Raw genomic sequence first — 20,591 nt, forward strand, 5'->3', positions numbered from 1 at the left:
CATGACACAGAATTCCATCACCCGCAGCTGGGTCGCTTCGGCCAACGGTCACGCTGATTTCCCGCTGCAGAATTTGCCGCTCGGAGTGTTCAGCCTTAACGGTTCGGCGCCGCGCGCAGGCGTGGCGATTGGCGAGCACATCTTCGATCTGCAAGTCGCGCTGGAGGCGGGGCTGTTTGGCGGCGTCGCGCGCAGTGCGGTCGAAGCCATGCACGGCGGCCAATTGAACGCGTTCTTCGATCTCGGTCGCGAGGCGCGTGTGGCTCTGCGTACGCGCCTGCTGGAACTGTTCAGCGAAGGCAGCACCCTGCGCGGCAACATCGAAGCCCAGGGCGCGAAACTGCTGCCTTTGGCCGCCGATTGCCAACTGCATCTGCCGGCGCGCATCAGCGATTACACCGACTTCTACGTCGGCATCGAGCACGCGCAGAACGTCGGCAAACTGTTCCGTCCGGATAATCCGCTGCTGCCGAACTACAAGCACGTGCCGATTGGTTATCACGGTCGCGCTTCCACTGTGCGTGCCTCCGGCACCGACGTACGTCGTCCGAAAGGCCAGACCTTGCCGGCCGGTCAGACCGAGCCGACGTTCGGCCCGTGCGCACGTCTGGATTATGAACTGGAACTGGGCATCTGGATCGGCCAGGGCAACGAGATGGGCGATTCGATTGCCATCGGTGACGCTGCTGATCACATCGCCGGTTTCTGCCTGCTCAACGATTGGTCGGCGCGCGATATTCAGGCCTGGGAATACCAACCGCTGGGTCCGTTCCTGTCGAAGAGCTTCATCACCAGCGTGTCGCCGTGGGTCGTCACCGCCGAAGCGCTGGAGCCGTTCCGCACCGCACAACCGGCGCGTCCTGCAGGTGATCCGCAGCCGCTGCCGTACCTGTTCGACAAGCGTGATCAGGACGGTGGAGCCTTCGACATCGAACTGGAAGTGCTGTTGCTCACCGAAACCATGCGCGAGCAGAACCTGCCGGCCCATCGCCTGACCTTGAGCAACACTCGCTACATGTACTGGACCGTCGCGCAAATGGTCGCGCACCACAGCGTCAACGGCTGTCAGTTGCAGGCCGGCGATCTGTTCGGTTCGGGCACCTTGTCCGGCCCGGAAAACGGTCAGTTCGGCAGCCTGCTGGAAATCACCGAGGGCGGCAAAAAGCCGATCGAACTGGCCTCCGGCGAAGTGCGTAAATTCCTTGAGGACGGTGACGAAATCATCCTGCGCGCCCGTTGCGCCCGCGACGGTTTTGCCTCGATCGGCTTCGGCGAATGCCGCGGCAAAGTATTGCCGGCGCGCTGACAGGAGCGGCTCATGGATCTCTATACCTATTACCGTTCGACCTCTTCGTACCGGGTGCGGATCGCGTTGGCGCTCAAGGGCCTCGACTATCAGGCGTTGCCGGTCAACCTGATCGCGCCACCCGGTGGCGAGCATCGCCAGGCAGCGTATCTGGCGATCAACCCGCAGGGCCGCGTGCCGGCCTTGCGCACCGATCAGGATGAGTTGTTGATTCAGTCACCGGCGATCATCGAGTACCTTGAAGAACGTTATCCACAGCCGCCGCTGTTGCCCGCAGATCTCGCTGCTCGCGCCCATGTGCGCGGCGTGGCGGCGGTGATCGGTTGCGATGTGCATCCATTGCACAACGTCAGCGTGCTCAACCGCCTGCGGCAGTTGGGGCATGACGAGCCGCAGGTGGTCGAGTGGATCAGCCACTGGATCGGCCAGGGGCTGGCGACGGTGGAGCAGTTGATCGGCGACAGCGGTTTCTGTTTTGGCGAGTGGCCGTGTGTGGCGGATGTTTACCTGATCCCGCAGTTGTATGCGGCTGAGCGGTTCAACGTCAGTCTGGAGGCGTATCCGAAAATCCGCCGGGTTGCGGCGCTGGCGGCTGAACATCCAGCGTTCATCAAGGCCCATCCTGCCAATCAACCAGACACCCCATAATTCCCTCTGTGGGAGCGAGCCTGCTCGCGAAGACTGAGTGTCAGCCACCATTCATTTAGCTGACATACCGCCTTCGCGAGCAGGCTCGCTCCCACACGGTTCGGCGTTGAACCACACCAAAAATCATAAAAACAAAACAGGTACCTTGCGATGCATAACCAGATTGCCAGCTTCCGCGCGGCACTCGACGCCCGTTCTGTGTCCCGCTATCAGTGGTTGCTCTTGATCCTGCTCGCCTTGCTGCTGGTCACCGACGGTTATGACGCCCAGGTGCTCGGTTACGTGGTGCCCGCGCTGGCGCAGGATTGGGGCCTGGAAAAGTCTGCGTTCGGCCCGGTGTTCAGCGCCAACCTGCTGGGCCTGACCCTCGGTTCGCTGGCGGTCACGCCATTGGCTGACCGTTTCGGTGTGCGGCGGATTCTGCTCGCGTGCGTCTTGATCTACGCCAGCCTGACGGTGTTGATGGTCTTCGCCGATTCGCTTAACACGCTGATGATCGCGCGCTTTATCTGCGGCATCGGCATGGGCGGCGCGATGCCCAGTGCCATGGCGCTGATGTCGGAATATTCGCCGCCGCGCCTGCGCACGTTGATGGTGACGCTGGCTGCGTGTGGCTTCTCGTTCGGTGGCGCGGCAGGTGGTTTTGTTGCCGCCGGATTTATTGACCAGTTTGGTTGGCAAGCGGTGTTCCTCGCCGGCGGTGTGACGCCGTTGCTGCTGTTTCCCTTCCTGTGGTGGATGTTGCCGGAATCGCTGCCGCGTCTGTTGCGCGATGCGCCGCCCTATGCGCGTCTGCGCAAAGTCACGGCGCGGATGCTGCCGGACTGGCAGCCACCCGTTGCCAGTGTCGAGCAGAATGAGCGTGAGCAGGGCAGCAAACTGACTGTCGTCGAGTTGTTTCGCAACGGCTACGCACGGCCAACGTTGCTGCTGTGGGCAACGTTCTTCGTCAGCCTGATTCTGCTGTACTTCATGATCAGTTGGTTGCCGTCGTTGCTGCTGGAAAGTGGCTTGAAACTCAACGAGGCCAATCTGGTGACCTCGATGTTCCTGTTTGCCGGCACGTTGGGCGCGATCTGCATGGCCTGGTTCGCCGACCGCTTGAAGCGCAAAGTGCGCTTGCTGTCCGCCGTGCTGGCGGGCGCGGCACTGTGCACGATTCTGCTCGGGCTCAACCATGACAACCCGCGCTATCTGGTGGCCTGTGTATTCGCTGCCGGGTTCTGCATCATCGGTGGGCAACTGACGCTGAATGCCTTCGCCAGTAACTTCTACCCGGCACACGTGCGCGCCACGGGCACTGGCTGGGCATTGGGCGTGGGCCGATTCGGTTCGATTCTCGGGCCGCTGTTCGGCAGTCTGCTGCTGGCGATGCACATGCCGGTGGAGCAGATTTTCTTCTTCTGCGCGATCCCGGCAGTGATCGCTGCACTGCTGATCATCCAGGTGCGCTCACCCTCTGAAACCACACCAACCCCTGTGGGAGCGAGCCTGCTCGCGAAGAACGATAACGCGATATAACCGGGAGACCGAGTCGCCTGCATCGCTAGCAGGCTAGCTCCCACAGGAAATTCAGTGGACCACGGAGTTGGGCGGCAGGTGGCTGAGGCGTTCCGTCAGGCGCAGGCGCTGGATCGGGTCGTCACTCAGCAACAGCGCGCGTTCCAGATCGAAGCGCTCAGCGTTCGGGCAATCCAGCCGCTGATACAGACTGGCCCGTGCCAGATAATCAGCGGCGCCGGCGTCGCCCAGTTCGAGCACGCGTTCGGCGTCGATCAGCGAGGCAATGAAGTCATCGTGCGTCAGGTACAACTGCCGCAGGTTGCGCGACAGGCGCTGCAGCATCTGCACCGGCGAGGCGGTCAACAGGTGCTCGGCGTTGAGTTTCATGTTCGGCCCGTACTGACGCTGCAACAACTCGCGACAATCATTCGGGTACAAACGTCGACCACCGCACGGATCAAGCAAGTGATCGGCGCCAGGCACGCGTAACAGGAAATGCCCGGGGAAATTGACGCCGACCAGCGGAATCTCCAGCCCGCGCGCCAGCTCCAGGGCAATCAGCGCCAGAGCCAAAGGCTGACCACGGTGGGTCTGCAACACCTTGTGCAGCAACGCAGCCTGAGGGCGAAGGGGCAGGAAGTCATCCTGGGCGAATCCCAGCTCAATCATGCGCCGCAACAACGGTTGCGCCAGTTCGCTGACCGGCAGCATTGGCAAACCGTAACTGACCCGCTGTTGCAGCTCTTTGAAGTCTTGCAGGAGCGCTGCCGGATCGACCTCTTTTTCGTGTTCGGCGGCCATCCACAGCGCGGCTTCCAACAGCGCGGGCGGGGAACGGTGCAGACACTCGAAAAAACGTTGGCGCGGACTCATCGAAATCTCCGGGGAATGCCTCGTTTTAGCCCCGTCCGTGCCATTCGTCCAGTGCCTGACTGTGCGCTGCCCGGGTTATGCCACAAAGCCGCTGTCGGTACGGGCGCTTATTCCGGTGCGCTCCAGCAATTTCCGGGCGCAAGCCTATACTGGCGTTCTACAAGAAGTGATTCGGGAGCCCAACGATGTTTGCTCTCATGCAAAGCACTCGCCTGGAATCGCTGCACCTTAGCGTTGACCCGGTTTCCGGGTTGAAGGCGGTCATTGCCATTCATAACAGTCGCCTGGGGCCGGCCTTGGGCGGATGTCGTTACCTTGCCTATCCCAACGACGAAACTGCGGTCGAAGACGCCATTCGCCTCGCCCAAGGCATGAGTTACAAAGCCGCGCTGGCAGGCCTGGCGCAGGGCGGCGGCGTTGCGGTGATCGTGCGTCCGGCACATGTGGAAAATCGGGGTGCGCTGTTCGAGGCCTTTGGCCGCTGCATCGATCAGCTCGATGGCCGCTACATCACTGCCATCGACAGCGGCACCTCGGTGGCGGACATGGATTGCATCGCCCAGCAGACTCAACATGTCACCAGTACCACCTCGGCCGGGGACCCGGCGCCGCACGCGGCAATGGGCGTGTTCACCGGCATTCGCGCGACGGCCATGGCGCGGCTGGGCAGCGACAACCTCGAGGGGTTGCGCATCGCGATTCAGGGGTTGGGCAATGTCGGTTTTGCCTTGGCCGAGCAACTGCACGCGGCGGGGGCGGAGCTGTTGGTCAGCGACATCGACCACGGCAAGGTGCAACTGGCGATGGAGCAGCTCAATGCGCATCCGATTGCCAACGATGCGTTGCTCAGCACACCGTGCGACATCCTCGCGCCGTGTGGCCTCGGCGGAGTGCTCAACAGCCACACCGTCACGCAATTGCGTTGCTCGGCGGTGGCGGGTTCGGCGAACAATCAACTGACCCATCTGGACGTCGCCGATCAACTGGAACGACGCGGGATTCTGTACGCGCCGGACTATGTGATCAACGCCGGAGGCCTGATCTACGTTTCGCTGAAACATCGTGGTGAAGAATTGCCGACGATTACCGCGCATCTGTCGAAGATCAGTTCGCGGTTGACCGAAGTCTTCGCCCACGCGCAGGCAGAAAAACGCTCGCCGGCGCGGGTGGCGGATGAGTTGGCGGAGAAAGTTTTGTATCGCTGAGTTTCACCGGCATGAAAAAGGCCCTGAGCCATTCGACTCAGGGCCTATTCAATTCGGGCATCGCTTACTTTGCAGCTTTCGCCGCTTTGACCGGCTTCACCGGGGCTTCAGCAGATTCTGCCACTTCAGCTTTTTCGAGCGGTTCAGCGGGAGCGTTGATCAGTTCGGACAGTGCATCCGGCTGGCTCTTGAACGCCCGGGCGAATACATCGCGATTCTTCGCCATGTAAATCCCGGCTTCTTCGACTTGCTGTTCAGTCAGGGACGGAACGGCTTTTTGCAGCACATCGGCCAGATATTCGGCCAGTTCGAGCATTTTGTCATGACGGTCAGCTTCGGCTTTATCCATGAACAAGCGCTCCAGATCTCGGCTGCTGCGGTATACCACTTCGACGGCCATTCACCACCTCACATGCCTTCACGTTAAGTTGTCTTGACGACTACTGTATCCATATACAGCGAAAAGGATAAGCGAATCCCTGCGCCATGGGTAGTGGCTTTTCAATGTAGACCGGATTTGGGGTTTGTCAGGGAGACCGTGTCGCTGCATTCGCGAGCAGGCTCGCTCCCACAAAAGCACAGTGGTGCGACCAAACGCCACGGGGCGGGTTTGGCGGCGGCTCGCCATGATGGCGTGGCCTCTTTTCTGCATGACAACCGTTACGTGCAGAAAACCGTCACGTCCAACACGCATCATCCGCTCGAATCGGGCTAAGGAACATCATCGTGAAAATCAACTGGGCCGAGAAACTGCGGCAAAACGTGCATCAACTGGCCGAGTCCCTGGGCAATCTGTTCGTCGAAACTTTCCACTACCTGGCGCTGTTCGCCATCGGTGCAGTGACGGCGTGGGCGGCGGTGATGGAGTTTCTCGGGATGCTCGAGGAAGGCCACATCAAGATCGATGACATTCTGCTGCTGTTCATCTATCTGGAACTGGGGGCGATGGTCGGGATTTACTTCAAGACCAACCACATGCCGGTGCGCTTCCTGATCTACGTGGCGATCACCGCGCTGACCCGTCTGCTGATTTCCAACGTCTCGCACCACAACCCGCCGGACATGGGCATCATCTACCTGTGCGGCGGGATTCTGCTGCTGGCGTTCTCGATTCTGGTGGTGCGTTACGCCTCGTCACAATTTCCTTCGGTGAAGATCGAGAAACCGCAGCGCAAACTCGGTGCCGGTTCCAGCGAGCATCCTGAAGTCGAGAAAGGCGAGCTTTAAAGCCCGGCCGCAGGTCGGGGCTGGCTGCTGACGCGTGGCGGTGGCGGGGTGATCCCGTTGCCGCTGGTCATCGCTTCGAGGATCGCCATGGCGCTGTGGCCTTGTTCGATGGCGATGCCGAATTGAATGCTTTGCACCAGTCGCTTGAGGCGTGCGGGGTCATTGCGCTGTTCGGCGCTGATCATGCGTTTGGCCACGATGTGGCCGCTGTTGGACAGGGTCAGCATGATGCTGCCGTCCAGGCCCTGAATGCTCAGGTTGATCTGATAGTCCGGCGCGAAGGCATCGGTAATGATCTGAAAAGGATTGTCCATGATGCGTCACCGCCTGATTGAACGTGCAGTTGTTGACCGGCCGTAATCGGGTTGGTTCGCCAAACCGGATCACTGGCATCTCGTTCGCTGAGGTATGCAATCTCCGTTTGCCTCATCAGGGATGTAGCAAGGGGCATGCCGGGAACATTGTCGAACAATGAACACGGGGATAAAAAAGGCGAGCCATGGGGCTCGCCTTTTTTAATGGCCCGTTTTCAGGGCAGAACCAGGTAGATGATCGCTGACAGTGCAATCAGACCGATCAACACCACAAACACGTTGGATACCTGACCCGAATACTGGCGCAAGGCTGGCACGCGACGGATGGCGTACATCGGCATCAAGAACAGCAGGCAGGCAATCACCGGCCCACCGAACGCCTCGATCATCCCGAGGATGCTCGGGTTGAACGTCGCCACGGCCCAGCAACTGAGAATCATGAACACGGCGGTTGCGCGGTTCAGCCAGCTCGCCGACATCACCCGGCCGCGGCTGCGCAGGCTTTTCACGATCATGCCCTGAAAACCTTCGCTGGCACCGATGTAGTGGCCGAGGAAGGATTTGGTGATCGCCACCAGCGCGATCAGCGGCGCGGCGTACGCGATGACCGGGGTCTGGAAGTGGTTGGCCAGGTACGACAGGATCGAAATGTTCTGCGCCTTGGCGGCCGCCAGATCCGCCGGCGACAACGCCAGCACGCAGCTGAAGCAGAAGAACATCACCGTGACGACCATCATGCCGTGCGCCATGGCGAGGATGCCGCTGCTCTTGCGTTCGGCCTGATCGCCGTAACGCTGTTTTTGATCAACGGCAAACGCGGAAATGATCGGCGAATGGTTGAACGAGAACACCATCACCGGGATTGCCAGCCACAGCGTCTTGAGAAAATCAGACATTGGCATCGCGTCTTTGGCGCTGGCGAAAAACGCGCCGTTCCAGTTTGGAATCAGGCTGAGCGCGAGCAGCAGCAACGCGGCAACAAACGGATAAACCAGCACGCTCATGGCTTTGACGATCACGCTCTGACCGCAGCGAACTATCGCCATCAAACCGAGGATCAACACCAGCGAGAGGATCGCCCGTGGCGGCGGGGCGATGTGCAGTTGGTGTTCAAGGAAACTGCTCAGGGTGTTGGTCAACGCCACGCTGTACACCAGCAGGATCGGGAAGATCGCGAAGAAATACAGCAGCGTGATCAGCTTGCCGGCACCGATGCCGAAGTGTTCTTCAACCACTTCGGTGATGTCCCCGGAACGTCCGGACAAGACGAAACGGGTCAGGCCACGGTGAGCGAAAAACGTCATCGGGAAAGCCAGCACGGCGAGAATCAGCAACGGCCAGAAGCCACCGACACCGGCGTTGATCGGCAGGAACAACGTCCCGGCACCGATGGCCGTGCCATACAGGCCGAGCATCCAGGTGGTGTCGAATTTGCTCCAGCCCGTGTGGGCCGTTTCGGTATTGCGTGTGCGATTTACAGCGGGATTTTCGGCAGCAGGTGTACGTACATCGGTCATCGGTATCGCCTCGTTATTATTTTTGCTCGGGCTCACGGTTGGCAGACCGTCGAATGCGGTCTGCCGGGGCGGTCAGGGAATGCGCGTCAGCACTCCACCCAGTTCACAGCCAGGCCGCCCCGTGAAGTCTCTTTGTATTTGTCGTGCATGTCGGCGCCGGTATCGCGCATGGTGCGGATGACCCGGTCGAGGGAAATGAAGTGGTTGCCGTCACCGCGCAGGGCCATTTGCGTGGCATTGATCGCTTTCACCGCAGCGATGGCGTTGCGCTCGATGCACGGCACTTGCACCAGGCCACCGACCGGGTCGCAGGTCAGGCCAAGGTTGTGTTCCAGGCCGATTTCGGCGGCGTTTTCCAGTTGCTCCGGGGTGGCGCCGAGCACGTCGGCCAGGCCGGCAGCGGCCATCGCGCAGGCCGAACCGACTTCACCTTGACAGCCAACTTCGGCGCCGGAGATCGAGGCATTTTTCTTACACAGAATGCCGACGGCGGCCGCGCCCAGGAAGAAAGCGACGACATCATCGTCAGACGCCTCCGGATTGAATTTCATGTAGTAGTGCAGCACCGCCGGAATGATCCCCGCTGCACCGTTGGTCGGTGCGGTGACCATACGCCCGCCTGCGGCGTTTTCTTCGTTGACGGCGAGGGCAAACAGGTTGACCCATTCCATCGCCGACAGCGTTGAACTGATCACGTTTGGTTTGCCGATTTCCAACAGGCTGCGGTGCAATTTCGCCGCACGGCGCGGCACATTCAGACCACCGGGCAGGATGCCTTCGTGGCGCAGACCCTGTTCGACGCATTCACGCATCACCGACCAGATGTGCAGCAAACCCTGACGGATTTCTGCGTCAGTGCGCCACGCGCGCTCGTTGGCCATCATCAGTTCGGACACGCGCAGGTTGTGCTGTTTGCACAGCGCCAGCAATTGTGCGGCGCTGGAAAAGTCGTACGGCAACACCACGTCGCCGGCCGGAGCCACACCGGACTCGGCTTCGGCCGCTTCGATGATGAAACCGCCGCCGACCGAGTAGTACGTTTGTTCGAACAGCTCGGCGCTTTCGCCAAAGGCTGTCAGCGACATGGCGTTGGGGTGGTAGGGCAGGCTCTCGTCCAGCAGCAGGAGATCGCGCTGCCAGTTGAAGGCAATGTCTCGTTGCCCGGCGAGCGACAGTTGGCCTGTCTCGCGCAGTTGCTGGATGCGTGGATCGATGGTCGACGGATCGATGCTGTCCGGCCATTCGCCCATCAGGCCCATGACCGTGGCGCGGTCGGTGGCATGGCCGACGCCAGTGGCCGACAGCGAGCCGTATAAACGGATTTCCACACGCCGCACATCGTTCAACAGATGCTGATCGATCAGCGCCTGAGCGAAGGTCGCGGCGGCACGCATCGGGCCGACGGTGTGGGAGCTGGACGGACCGATACCGACTTTGAATAGATCGAAAACACTGATAGCCATGCTAAACCCTTACAAGCAATGGAGTAGGACTCGCTGCCATTTTTTGTAGGACAAGCGCAATGTCGGCGATACTGCCTACCTCGGTCCTACGTGACTAACGAAATTTCCTAAGTAAGCCTTTAGCAGGACTAAACGATGAGTCGTCAATTGCATGCCCAGACCTACGTCTGGCTGCAGGTGTTTTCCTGTGCCGCGCGGCACCTGTCGTTCACCCGTTGTGCGGAAGAACTGCACATCACCCCGGGGGCGGTCAGCCAGCAGATTCGCCAACTGGAGGAACGCCTCGGTTTTCGTCTGTTTCACCGGCGGGCTCGCGGTGTTGAACTGAGCGCCGAAGGGCAGCGGCTGGCGATTACCGTCAATGAGGCGTACGGCAGCATCGATGCCGAATTGCGTCGGCTCGACGCCGGAATGATCAGCGGTATTTTGCGCGTACGCTCGATTCCGTCGTTCCTCAGCAAGTGGCTGACGCCGCGGTTGCCGCGCCTGCAACAGCGCTATCCGGACATTCAGCTGCGGCTGGTTGCCGAGGACAGCAGTGTGCCGTTGCACGAAGGTGACTTCGATCTGGCGATTGATCTGAACGACGGCAGTTACCCGGGATTGTTATCCACAGCCTTGCTCGACGAGCAGATTTTCCCGGTGTGTGCGCCGAGCCTGTTGCGTGGGCGCCCGCCGCTGCATGGGCCGGCGGATCTGGTGCATTTTCCACTGTTGCACGACATCACCGCCTGGCGTGGCAGTTATGAATACGCGGAGTGGGAATTCTATTTAAACGCGATCGGCTTCGACGGCGCCGACGTGCGGCGCGGGCATACCTTCAATCGCAATCACCTGACCATCGAAGCGGCGATTGCCGGCATGGGCGTGGCGATTGCCCGGCGTACATTGCTCAACGATGAGCTGGAGCGAGGCACGTTGATTGTGCCGTTCGGCCTGTCGGTACCGAATCACAAACGTTACGTGTTGCTGTATGCGCCGGGGGCGTTGAGCCATCCGGGCGTGCGTGCGGTGCATGATTGGCTGGTCGAAGAGGCGGGGATTTTTCGCGGTTTGCATCCGTTGAATGACGGGCAATTGTGAGCAAATTTTGCTGGGTTGCAAGGCGACCCGACTCCCGACCTTACCAGTGCTTTGCTCGGTTGTCCGGCTTTTTTTGCGAATGAATATTTATCTTTTTTCAGGGGTTGAAATGTTCGGCGGTCGGGCCGATTGTTGTAACCAAGGGGTCAGGAAATTCAATTCAGGCCCCTCGCGAGCTAGCTGAAATAAGGGATGAACTATGCAAATCCAAGTCAACAGCGATAACCATGTTCAAGGCAGTAAACGACTGGAGGAGTGGGTACGTACAACCATTGAGAGCACGCTCGACCGTTATGAAGAAGACCTGACCCGTGTCGAAGTCCACCTGAGCGACGAGAACGGTGACAAACCAGGTCCCCATGACTTGCGCTGCCAACTGGAAGCGCGGCCAAAAGGCCATCAACCGATTTCCGTGACCCATAAAGCCGATTCGCTGGAACAGGCAATCGACGGCGCTGCCGAAAAACTCGAGCACGCACTGGAGCACCTTTTCGGCAAACTGCGAGGTAAACCACGTGCCGCTGTGGTGCCATTCACCGGCAAGGCCAACGACAAGCTGTTGGCGGAAGAATTTGACGAGAATGAACAGGCAGCGATCAACAGTTGATACGCTGATTTAATAAGCCAACCAATGAGAACGGGCCTGCGAAAGCAGGCCCGTTTTTGTTTGTGGCGGAATTTTGCGCAAGGCACAAGAGCGCGGCCCCTCACCCCAGCCCTCTCCCGGAGGGAGAGGGGGCCGACCGAGTCGTAATGCGGAGTACATCGACCTGAAAGACCGACTCGATTATGGATTCGGCAAAGCAGAATCAGGTCGGCGTGCCTCGCAAGCATCTCCCAATCAGTTCCTCCTCTCTCCGGGAGAGCGCTGACCGAGTCGGTTATGGATTCAGCCCAATAATTTCAGGTCGGTGTATTTCTGAAGCATCCCCCAATCAGTCCCCTCTCCCTTTGGGAGAGGGTTAGGGTGAGGGCATTTTTTGATTCGCCGCAATTCTTATGATCTGCTCTAGCACATCGTCCATCTGCTGCATCACCTCCAGATTAGTGAAACGCACGACTTCAATGCCTTTTTGATGCAGATAGCGTGTCCTGCGCTGGTCGTGAATCACTCCCGGCGTTTCATAGTGCTGACCGCCATCCAGCTCAATCGCCAGTTTCAGCTCAGCACAGTAAAAATCCAGCACGTAAGGCGGACACGGAAACTGCCGACGAAATTTCAGATTGGCGATTTGGCGAGAGCGGATTTTTTGCCAGAGCAGGTATTCGCAGTCGGTTTGGTTAACGCGTAAATGGCGGGCGAATTGGGCGAGGGTAGGGCGAGTTTGCATGCTTCACGATCCTTGTGAAGTGGGTTGGATATTTCACTGTAGCCGAGAACCCTCACCCCAGCCCTCTCCCAGAGGGAGAGGGGGCCGACCGAGGTGTCTTGCGGGCTACATCGACCTGAAAAACCGAGTCGATTATGGATTCGGCAAAGCGGTTTCAGGTCGGCGTACCTCGCAAGCATCCCCCAATCAGTCCCCTCTCCCTCAGGGAGAGGGCTAGGGTGAGGGGCTTCTCAATCCTCAGAACGCTACAGAAGTCTGCACATAAACCGTGCGCGGTTCCCCGACATACTTGCCCTTGTTATTGTCATCAAACGAGCGCGTGAAGTACTGCGTGTTGAAGATGTTTTTCACGCCCACTGCCACATTCAGATCCGACAATTGCGGCCCGAAGTCATACCCCGCACGGCTGCTGAACAGCATGTAGCCCGGGATCTTGCCGGTGCTGCCGTCAGCACTTTCCTTGGAGGTGTTGGCGTTGTCGGCGAACTGGTCGCTCTGGAAGCTGCTGTCCAGATTCAACTTCCACGGCCCTTCGGTGTAACCAACGCCAATCGTGCCTTTGTGTTTCGAGGAGAACGGCACACGATTGCCTTTGTTCGGCCCGTCTTCACGAATGGTCGCGTCGACATAGGCGTAGGTGGCGTAGACATCGAAACCGGCGAGCGCCGGGCTCAAGTCACCCAGCGCGTAATTGACGCTGGTCTCGATGCCTTGATGACGGGTTTCGCCACGGGCGATTACCGAGTCGTTGGTCTGGTTGCTTTCGTACTGGTTGTCGAAGTTGATCAGGAACGCGCCGATCTCCGCGCGCAACGCGCCGTTGTCATAGCGCGTGCCGAGTTCCCAGGTGCGAGCCTTCTCCGGTTTCACTTCGCCGCTGCTCACGCGGTTGGGCATCTGGCTGTATTGCACGCTGCCGAACGAACCTTCGGTGTTGGCGTACAGGTTCCAGCTGTCGGTCAGGTGATAGAGCACGTTCAGCGCCGGCAGCGCGGTGTTGTAGTCGCCCTTGTATTTGACGTTGGTCAGGTTGTTGGTCTGCTGCGACTCGATCATCTCGTAGCGCACGCCCGGGGTGATGGTCCATTTGCCGATGTCGATGCGGTCGTCGACGAAGAACGCGTTGGCTTCGGTGCCGCCACGGGTGTCGCGGTCGTTGCGGCTGGCGGTGGTCGGGTACTCGTTGCTGCTGATCGGTGTGCGATAGCGCAGCTCGTGCCCGGCTTCGTTGATGTAGCGGTAGCCGACGCCGACTTCATGACTGGTCGGGCCGAGGTCGAAGCCTTGGGCGAAACGGGTTTCCAGGCCGCGCACCCAATACTCGCGCGGCGAGAGCGAGAGGAAGCTGCCCTGATCCAGATAACCGCTGCGCAACGTCTTGGTGAAGAAAGTGTTGGCAGTGAATTCGCGGCGATCTTCCTGGTAGCGATAGCCGAAATTGAACATCGTGCGACGGCCCCAGAACTGGTCTTTCGGGCGCGTCGACTGATACGGATCGGCGTCGTAATCAGCGACGTTCAGACCGCCGGGCATGTCGGCCTTGCCTTCGTAATACTGGGCCATGGCGTTGAAGCTGTTGGCCTCATCGAGCTGGTATTTGCCCTTGAGGATCAGGTCGTCGATTTCAGTGTCGCTGTGTTCGCGCCAGTCGCCGCCGCGCGTGCCGGAGTAGAGCAACGCGCCGCCGAGGCCGTTGACGTTGGTGCCGCCGGCCAGCAGGTTGGCGCTGGTCTTGAAGCCGTCATGGCTCGACGATGGGCTGGTTTCAGTCTGGAAACCGCCCTTGACCGTTGGTTCGTCCGGGATCGCCCGGGTCACGAAGTTGACCACGCCGCCGACGTTCTGCGGGCCATAACGCACTGCGCCGCCGCCACGCACGACGTCCACGGCATCCATGTTGCCCATGCTGATCGGCGCGAACGACAACTGTGGTTGGCCATAAGGCGCGAATGGCACCGGAATGCCGTCCATCAACACCGTCGAGCGCGCGGCCAGGCGTGGATTCAAACCCCGGATGCCGAAATTCAGCGCCATGTCGTGGCTGCCGGTGCCGTTGTTTTCCGGGGCGTTGACGCCGGGGATGCGGTTGAGCACATCACGCGCCTGCGTTGCGCCTTGGCGTTCGAATTCTTCGCGGCGGATCACATCACGCGCGCCGGGATGTTCGAAGACGTTGATCTGCGCCGCGTCACCCAGCCAGTCGCCGACGACTTTCGAGGTGTCCAGTTCCAGCGCGGTGTCAGCCGCCGGTTGCAGGCTGAAGGCGTTGTTGCCCTCGGCACGCGCTTGCAGGCCGGTGCCTTCGAGCAGTGCGTTCAAACCTTGCTCAGTCGTGTAGTTGCCTTCCAGGCCACGGCTTTGTACGCCGCTGGTGACTTGCGAACCGAAAGAAATCAGCACCCCGGCCTCACGGCCAAACTGGTTCAGGGCATTTTCCAGCGACGACGGGGCGATGTGGTAAGCCTTGGCGTCGGCCGCCAGTGCAGCGGGCAGGCCGGCGAAGCTCAGGCTGGCGCCGAGGATGAGATTGCGCAGGCTGCGGGCCAGTGGCGTGAGGCGGGTGGGGTGCATGGTGGATGATCCTGAGAAGGTTGAATCAAGGGGGCTTTCCTTCTCTGTCACGCCAGATCTGAAAAACGGCTCATCAATTACAGATATTTTTTTGAAAGACTGCATTTGTGGCGAGGGAGCTTTAAACCCGTGCTTCGACGGTCACCCAGTAACGAGTAAAACGCCTCACTTTCACCGGCAAACTGATTTCCAGCAGATCGAGAATGCGCTCGCTGTCGTCCAGTGGATACGTCCCGGAGATGAGCAGATCGGCGACTTTCTTGTCGCAATTGAGCTGGCCGCGACGGTAGCGGCCGAGTTCATCGAGGAAGTCGCCGAGGCGCATGTGCGCTGCTACCAGCATGCCGTCGGCCCAGGCGCCGCTGTTGGCGTCCAGCGGTTTGGCGGTGCTAACGGATGTCGAAGTGAAACTCAGTTGGCGAGCGAGCGGCAGCCAGATCGGTGCCCGCCCCGTGCCGCTCAGTTCGACGCGCCCCTCAAACAGCGCCACCTGCGTGCGGTCGGCAAACTGCCGGACGTTGAGGCGCGCGCCTTGGCTTTTCAGTGTGCCTTGGGCCGTTCGCACTTCGAACGATTGCGCGGCGGTCAGAAGAATTTCGCCTTCGAGCAAACGGATCAGTCGCGCCGAAGGGTCGACATCCGCAGCGCTGGCCGTGTTGAGTTGCAACTGATCGCCGGCACCGAGCGCGACCTTGCGCCGTTGCCCGATCGGGCTGCGGTAGTCGGCGAACAGCGACGGCAACGGCGTGTGTTCGCGCATGCCCCAGGTCAGCGCCGAACCGGCGCCAAGCATCAGCAGCAGTTTCAATGCCTGACGACGGCTGCCGGACTTCGGCCCGTTCAACGCCGCATGCGCCAGCGGCGAAGACACACCGCGCAATCGCTGGTTGACCCGCTGAATGTGCTCCCACGCCCGCCGGTGTTCGCTGTGCGCGTCCAGCCATTGTTGCCAGGCCAGTTGCTGACGCGGGTTGAGCGTGCCCTGTTGCATTTCCAGCAACCAGTGCACCGCTTGTTCGGCGACCTGCGAGGAGAAATCCGGGGTGCGGTTCATAGGGCGAAATAGCAGCGCATCGCCGCTTTGTTCAGATGCCGTTTGACCGTGGCCACGGAGATGTCGAGTTCAGCGGCAATCTGTGGATACGTCAGGCCATCGACCTGTGCCAACAGAAAGGCGCGTTTGACCACACGCGGCAAACCATCGAGCAACTGATCGAGTTCCATCAGGGTCTGCAGGATGATGGCTTTCTGTTCTTCCGACGGCGCGACCATCTCCGGCATCTGCGCCAAGGTGTCGAGGTAGGCGCGTTCCAGATCCTGACGGCGGTAATGATTGAACAAAACCCGCTTGGCCAGCGTCGTCAGAAAGGCGCGCGGCTCGATGATCACCGGCGGTTCGCGCGCAGTGAGCACCTTGATGAACGTGTCCTGGGCCAGATCCGCCGCGCTGTCCGGGCAGCCGAGTTTGCGCCGCAGCCAGCCGGTCAGCCAACTGTGGTGGGCCTGATAGAGCGATTCGACGGGGTGGGCGGACGGCAACGGGATGACTCCGGGCGCTTTCATGACGCGGTAGAGAATATGCGTTAGAGAACAAGAACTGTTCGCATTGTAGGCGGCGAAGACCTCAGCCGGCAATCAGATGCTTTTGCGTATGAGAATATTTATCATTAATATTGCTCGTCTGTAGGTTCGGCTTGTCGGCCGGCCGTTTTTCGTTTCAGGGTCGAAACATGAAAGGCAAACTCGCCACACTTCCCATGTCCTATCGCCTGGCCGTCACCTCACGGGTACTGGCTGCGGTGTTTGGCGGCTATCTGGTCGCGGCGCTGGCCAGTGTCACGCTGACACTGTGGCTGCCGTTGAGCCGTGCCGAAGCGGTGGTGACCGGCATGACCATTTCGTTTCTGGTCTATCTGGTGGCCGTGCTCTGGTGCTTTGCCTGCCGCACCGCGTGGTCGGCGTGGGTTGGTTTGCTGGTGCCGAGTGTGATTCTGGCAACGATCTCTGGCGCGGCACGCGGATTGGGTCTGGCATGAAAGAGGGCTTTCGTCAGGCGATGGCCTGGCTGCACACCTGGACCGGACTGGTGTTCGGCTGGCTGCTGTTCGCGATTTTTCTGACCGGGACGCTGGCGTACTTCAATGACGAAACCACGCACTGGATGCAGCCGGAAATACCTTCGCGCCCGTTAAATCCCGAAGCGAGCCTGACCCTGGCGCAGGATTATCTGCAACAACATGCCGCCGGCGCCTCGCGCTGGCTGATCGACTTGCCCGACGCCCGCGACCCCGGGCTGACTGTGCGCTGGCAGCAGGTGCCCGGCAACCCCGGTGAGCGTGGACGCTTCGAATCGAAAACCCTCGATGCGCAAACCGGCGCCGAAGTGCAGGGCCGCGACAGCATGGGCGGCGAGTTCTTTTACCGTTTCCACTTCCAGTTGCAAATGCCCTATCCGTGGGGCCGCTGGCTGGCGACCATTGCCGCGATGGTGATGTTCGTTGCGCTGATCACCGGGATCATCACCCATAAGAAAATCTTCAAGGACTTCTTCACCTTCCGCCCGCGCAAGGGCCAGCGTTCCTGGCTCGACGGGCATAACGCGGTGGGAGTGCTGGTGCTGCCGTTTCACCTGATGATCACCTACAGCAGCCTGGTGATTTTCATGTCGATGGTCATGCCGGCGAGCATCGTCGCGTCGTACGGCAGTGACGTGAGCAAGTTTTATGACGACGTTTTCCCGGCCTCGAAAATGCCGGAACGCGCCAATGTCGCTGCACCGATGGCGGCCATGGCGCCGCTGTTGGCCAAGGCCAGCGAACAATGGTCGGGCGGCCACACCGCGCGCCTGTCGGTGAGCAATCCGGGCGATGCCAACGCCACGGTGGTGCTGTCGCGGGCTGGCGATCGTGTGGTGCATGATTTCGGCAGCGCCGTGACGTTCGACGGCGTGACCGGACACATGCTCTCGAGCACCGCGGATCAGCCGATGGCCATGGCGGTCGGCGGCGCGTTCTACGGCTTGCACATGGGCCACTTTACCGGCCCGGTGTTGCGTTGGCTGTACTTCATCTGCGGTCTGGCCGGCACCGCGATGATCGGCACCGGGCTGGTGATCTGGCTCGGCAAACGTCAACTCAAACACGCCAAGAGTGGCGTGATGCCGTTCGAGTTGCGCCTGGTTGAGGTGTTGAACATCGCCAGCATGGCCGGGCTGGTGACGGCGGTGGCGGTGTTTTTCCTGGGCAATCGTCTGTTGCCGGTGAATCTGGCCGGGCGTGCGGACTGGGAGGTGAATGCGTTCTTTATCGCCTGGGGCTTGAGTGTCGTGCACGCCTTGTTGCGGCCGGGGCGCAAAGCCTGGGTCGAACAGCTTGTACTCGGTGGCGTGCTGTTTATGTCGGTGCCGCTGATCAATGCCCTGACCACACCGTGGAACCTCGGCGCGACCCTGACACAGGGCGACTGGACGCTCGCCGGTTTCGACCTCACCTGCTTGGCAACAGGTTTATTTCTCTCCTGGGCCGCCTGGAAAATGCAGCGCGCCGGCAACACCGTCAAGGGCACAAAACTGCGTCGCGAAAAGCCCCGGCCGATCACCCTTGAACAAGGGGCGAACTGATGCTTTTACCTTTGCTGCTGACCTACGCCGGATTCACCGCGTTGTGCCTGTCGATGCCTCGCCACCACGATGAACTGCTCGGCCATAAGCCTTCGCCTCGACGCCGTCAGGGCTTGATATTGGGGGGCTGGTTGCTGCTGGGTTTGTCGCTGTGGGCGGCGGTGACCTCCAACGGCTGGAGTTTCGGCCTGGTCGACTGGTTCGCTGTGCTGATGCTCAGTGCGTTGGCGTTGGTGTTATTGCTGCCGTATCGACCGCGATTTGCGTTGGCGTTGGCCGGAGTCAGCCTGTTGGCCAGCCCGGTCGCGGCCTGGGCGCAGTGCTGAAGTGCTGATCGGCGTGCCACCGGAATCGCGCGACGACGAGCCGCGTGGCGCGCGTGCGCATTTTCTTCAGGTGTTTCTCTCGCAACGTTCGCAAATGGAAGCGCTGGTGAACCGGCGCGTCGGTTGCCGGGCGACGGCGGCCGATCTGGTTCAGGACCTGTTTTTGCGTTTCTGGCGGCGGCCGTTGGTACAGGTCGAAGAGCTCAGTACCTACCTGTTGCGTTGCGCCGGCAACATTGCCATCGACCATTTGCGCAGCGAAGGCACGCGCACGCGCGTCAACGAAGGCTGGCAACCGGACGAACCGGACAGCCACGGCAGCGAACCGCAAGCCGCCCTTGAAGCCGGCAACGATCTGCGCCATGTCGAAGCGGCGTTGCGCGCCTTGCCCGAGCGCACCCGGCAGATTTTTTTGCTCAATCGCATCCACGGCCGCAAGTACGCGGAAATCGCCAAGGCCATGGGCTTGTCCCAAAGTGCCGTGGAAAAACATATGATGCGCGCCCTCGAGGCCTGCAAGGCCAGCCTGCGCGAACCCGCGCCACGCCTGCCAGGGAAAGCACCGTGAACCGATCCGAATCCGTCACCCCGACGCTTGCTCAGGAGCAGGAGGCTTTTGCCTGGCTGAGCCTGTTGCATGATCGCCCCAGCGCGGGCGATCAACTGACGTTCAGCCGTTGGCTGCACGCCGATCCGGCGCACGCCGAAGCTTATGCACAGGCTCAGGTGGTCTGGGAATTGAGTGAAAGCCCGGCGCGAACACTGGCTGCAGAAGAGGCTTTTGCCTTGCAGGGTTATCTCAATGCAATGGATCGTCCACGGCGTTCTCCGTTTGTGCGTTGGTCGGGCGCGCTGGCGATGGCCGCGTGTCTGCTGTTGATGGTCAGCCTCGGCACGGGTTGGCAGCCGCAGCGCTGGATCGATGATCTGGGCGCGGATTACGTTTCTGCACCGGGTGAAATTCGCACCGTGACCCTGGCCGATCAATCGCAAGTCACGCTGGATGCTGACAGCGCAATTGCCGTGGATTTCAGTCAGGGCGAACGACACGTGCAGTTGCGTCGTGGCGCCGGTTTTTTCAGCGTCACCCACACCGGCGATCCGTTTGTGGTCGCGGCCGAGCAGGGCGAGGCGCGGGTGCTCGGCACGCAATTCGAAGTGCGACTGCAATCGCAGGGCGCGCAGGTGACGGTGTTGTCCGGGCGCGTCGGCGTGACCGCCAATCGTGGTGGCGAACAGCAGATTCTCACCGCCGGCCAGCAGGTTGCTTACGCGCAAGGCACGGCAGAAAAGCTGCACGCGGCGGACGCTGAGGCACAGTTGGCCTGGCGTCAGGGCTGGCTGACTTATTACAAGTCGACGCTGGCTGATGTGGTGCAGGATCTGCGGCGCTATTACCCGGGGCGGATTGTGCTGCTCAACGATGAGCTGGCGGCACGCAAGGTCAGTGGCAGTTTTCCGAGCAAGGATCCGCAAGCGGTGTTGAGTTCGCTGCAAGGGGTGTTGGGGTTTGAGCAGCATCAGGTGTTGGGGCATTTGATTATTTTGCGTTGATGCCACAGGCCTCTTCGCGAGCAAGCTCGCTCCCACATTTTGAAATGCGGT

The 20,591-nt window shown here is 60.5% G+C and carries 20 protein-coding genes and 1 pseudogene; 12 read left to right on the top strand and 9 right to left on the bottom strand.

Going from position 1 to position 20,591, the window contains the following annotated elements; genetic code table 11:
• Position 1: 1 nt before the first annotated feature.
• The 3 genes from fahA (at position 2) to A8O26_RS19410 (ending at position 3,475) form a co-directional block, all read left to right on the top strand.
• Positions 2 to 1,306, top strand: a complete 1,305-nt coding sequence (gene fahA / locus A8O26_RS19400) for a fumarylacetoacetase (RefSeq protein WP_064119409.1) — start codon at positions 2 to 4, stop codon at positions 1,304 to 1,306.
• 12 nt (positions 1,307 to 1,318) lie between these two features.
• Positions 1,319 to 1,954 carry a maleylacetoacetate isomerase gene (gene maiA / locus A8O26_RS19405; protein WP_064119410.1) on the top strand — a complete coding sequence of 212 codons (636 nt, stop codon included), beginning with the start codon at positions 1,319 to 1,321 and terminating at the stop codon, positions 1,952 to 1,954.
• 150 nt (positions 1,955 to 2,104) lie between these two features.
• Positions 2,105 to 3,475 carry an MFS transporter gene (locus A8O26_RS19410; RefSeq protein ID WP_064119411.1) on the top strand — a complete coding sequence of 457 codons (1,371 nt, stop codon included), beginning with the start codon at positions 2,105 to 2,107 and terminating at the stop codon, positions 3,473 to 3,475.
• A gap of 51 nt (positions 3,476 to 3,526) precedes the next feature.
• On the opposite strand, the gene A8O26_RS19415 is transcribed toward A8O26_RS19410, so the two are convergent.
• Positions 3,527 to 4,330: a SirB1 family protein gene (locus A8O26_RS19415; RefSeq protein WP_064119412.1), complete on the bottom strand. Its 804-nt coding sequence runs from the start codon at positions 4,328 to 4,330 to the stop codon at positions 3,527 to 3,529.
• 185 nt (positions 4,331 to 4,515) lie between these two features.
• On the opposite strand from A8O26_RS19415, the gene A8O26_RS19420 reads away from it, so the two are divergent.
• Positions 4,516 to 5,535: a Glu/Leu/Phe/Val dehydrogenase family protein gene (locus tag A8O26_RS19420; RefSeq protein ID WP_064119413.1), complete on the top strand. Its 1,020-nt coding sequence runs from the start codon at positions 4,516 to 4,518 to the stop codon at positions 5,533 to 5,535.
• 145 nt (positions 5,536 to 5,680) lie between these two features.
• Here the strand turns inward: A8O26_RS19420 and A8O26_RS19425 are convergent.
• Positions 5,681 to 5,935 (bottom strand): annotated as a pseudogene (locus A8O26_RS19425) (YebG family protein); the annotation flags it as partial.
• A 326-nt stretch (positions 5,936 to 6,261) separates the two neighbouring features.
• Here A8O26_RS19425 and A8O26_RS19430 point away from each other — a divergent pair.
• Positions 6,262 to 6,762: a phosphate-starvation-inducible protein PsiE gene (locus A8O26_RS19430; protein ID WP_026000737.1), complete on the top strand. Its 501-nt coding sequence runs from the start codon at positions 6,262 to 6,264 to the stop codon at positions 6,760 to 6,762.
• Here A8O26_RS19430 and A8O26_RS19435 read toward each other — a convergent pair.
• The 3 genes from A8O26_RS19435 to A8O26_RS19445 form a co-directional block, all read right to left on the bottom strand.
• A complete protein-coding gene (locus A8O26_RS19435) occupies positions 6,759 to 7,076 on the bottom strand; it encodes a DUF3509 domain-containing protein (RefSeq protein ID WP_064119415.1) in 318 nt (105 codons plus the stop codon). The two genes, A8O26_RS19430 and A8O26_RS19435, sit on opposite strands and share 4 nt — an antisense overlap.
• A 215-nt stretch (positions 7,077 to 7,291) precedes the next feature.
• Entirely contained in the window at positions 7,292 to 8,593 is a 1,302-nt protein-coding gene (locus tag A8O26_RS19440) for a serine/threonine transporter (RefSeq protein ID WP_064119416.1), read from the bottom strand.
• An 86-nt stretch (positions 8,594 to 8,679) separates the two neighbouring features.
• Positions 8,680 to 10,056, bottom strand: a complete 1,377-nt coding sequence (locus A8O26_RS19445) for an L-serine ammonia-lyase (RefSeq protein WP_064119417.1) — start codon at positions 10,054 to 10,056, stop codon at positions 8,680 to 8,682.
• 135 nt (positions 10,057 to 10,191) lie between these two features.
• Here A8O26_RS19445 and A8O26_RS19450 point away from each other — a divergent pair, with 135 nt between their 5' ends.
• The gene (locus A8O26_RS19450) at positions 10,192 to 11,139 is read left to right on the top strand and encodes a LysR substrate-binding domain-containing protein (protein WP_064119418.1); all 948 of its coding nucleotides are present in this window, start codon (positions 10,192 to 10,194) and stop codon (positions 11,137 to 11,139) included.
• A 199-nt stretch (positions 11,140 to 11,338) separates the two neighbouring features.
• Positions 11,339 to 11,746 (top strand): HPF/RaiA family ribosome-associated protein, encoded by a 408-nt coding sequence (locus A8O26_RS19455; protein WP_064119419.1) that lies wholly within the window; start codon positions 11,339 to 11,341, stop codon positions 11,744 to 11,746.
• Between the two features lie 355 nt (positions 11,747 to 12,101).
• On the opposite strand, the gene A8O26_RS19460 is transcribed toward A8O26_RS19455, so the two are convergent.
• From A8O26_RS19460 to A8O26_RS19475, 4 genes are all read right to left on the bottom strand, one after another.
• Positions 12,102 to 12,470: an endonuclease domain-containing protein gene (locus tag A8O26_RS19460; RefSeq protein WP_064119420.1), complete on the bottom strand. Its 369-nt coding sequence runs from the start codon at positions 12,468 to 12,470 to the stop codon at positions 12,102 to 12,104.
• A gap of 237 nt (positions 12,471 to 12,707) precedes the next feature.
• Positions 12,708 to 15,041, bottom strand: coding sequence for a TonB-dependent Fe(3+) dicitrate receptor FecA (gene fecA, locus A8O26_RS19465; protein WP_064119421.1), 2,334 nt, complete (start codon positions 15,039 to 15,041; stop codon positions 12,708 to 12,710).
• A gap of 121 nt (positions 15,042 to 15,162) precedes the next feature.
• On the bottom strand, positions 15,163 to 16,095 hold the full coding sequence (locus A8O26_RS19470; protein WP_064119422.1) for a DUF4880 domain-containing protein: 933 nt from the start codon (positions 16,093 to 16,095) through the stop codon (positions 15,163 to 15,165).
• Positions 16,092 to 16,580 (bottom strand): sigma-70 family RNA polymerase sigma factor, encoded by a 489-nt coding sequence (locus tag A8O26_RS19475; protein WP_064119423.1) that lies wholly within the window; start codon positions 16,578 to 16,580, stop codon positions 16,092 to 16,094. Before A8O26_RS19475 ends, A8O26_RS19470 begins: the two co-directional genes overlap by 4 nt.
• Positions 16,581 to 16,771: 191 nt before the next feature.
• Between A8O26_RS19475 and A8O26_RS19480 the strand changes: the two genes are divergently transcribed.
• Genes A8O26_RS19480 through A8O26_RS19500 form a run of 5 tightly spaced genes read left to right on the top strand, consistent with a single transcriptional unit; the run spans position 16,772 to position 20,540 of the window.
• A complete protein-coding gene (locus tag A8O26_RS19480; RefSeq protein ID WP_016986986.1) occupies positions 16,772 to 17,077 on the top strand; it encodes a DUF3649 domain-containing protein in 306 nt (101 codons plus the stop codon).
• Entirely contained in the window at positions 17,074 to 18,660 is a 1,587-nt protein-coding gene (locus tag A8O26_RS19485) for a PepSY-associated TM helix domain-containing protein (protein ID WP_064119424.1), read from the top strand. The genes A8O26_RS19480 and A8O26_RS19485 overlap by 4 nt, the downstream gene beginning before the upstream one ends.
• Positions 18,660 to 18,986, top strand: coding sequence for a DUF3325 domain-containing protein (locus A8O26_RS19490; RefSeq protein ID WP_064119425.1), 327 nt, complete (start codon positions 18,660 to 18,662; stop codon positions 18,984 to 18,986). The genes A8O26_RS19485 and A8O26_RS19490 overlap by 1 nt, the downstream gene beginning before the upstream one ends.
• A 1-nt stretch (position 18,987) precedes the next feature.
• Positions 18,988 to 19,554: an RNA polymerase sigma factor gene (locus A8O26_RS19495; protein ID WP_064119426.1), complete on the top strand. Its 567-nt coding sequence runs from the start codon at positions 18,988 to 18,990 to the stop codon at positions 19,552 to 19,554.
• Positions 19,551 to 20,540, top strand: a complete 990-nt coding sequence (locus A8O26_RS19500) for a FecR family protein (RefSeq protein WP_064119427.1) — start codon at positions 19,551 to 19,553, stop codon at positions 20,538 to 20,540. The genes A8O26_RS19495 and A8O26_RS19500 overlap by 4 nt, the downstream gene beginning before the upstream one ends.
• Positions 20,541 to 20,591: the final 51 nt, after the last annotated feature.

Source organism: Pseudomonas fluorescens (assembly GCF_001648775.1).
In the GTDB taxonomy this organism is placed as follows: domain Bacteria; phylum Pseudomonadota; class Gammaproteobacteria; order Pseudomonadales; family Pseudomonadaceae; genus Aquipseudomonas; species Aquipseudomonas fluorescens_M.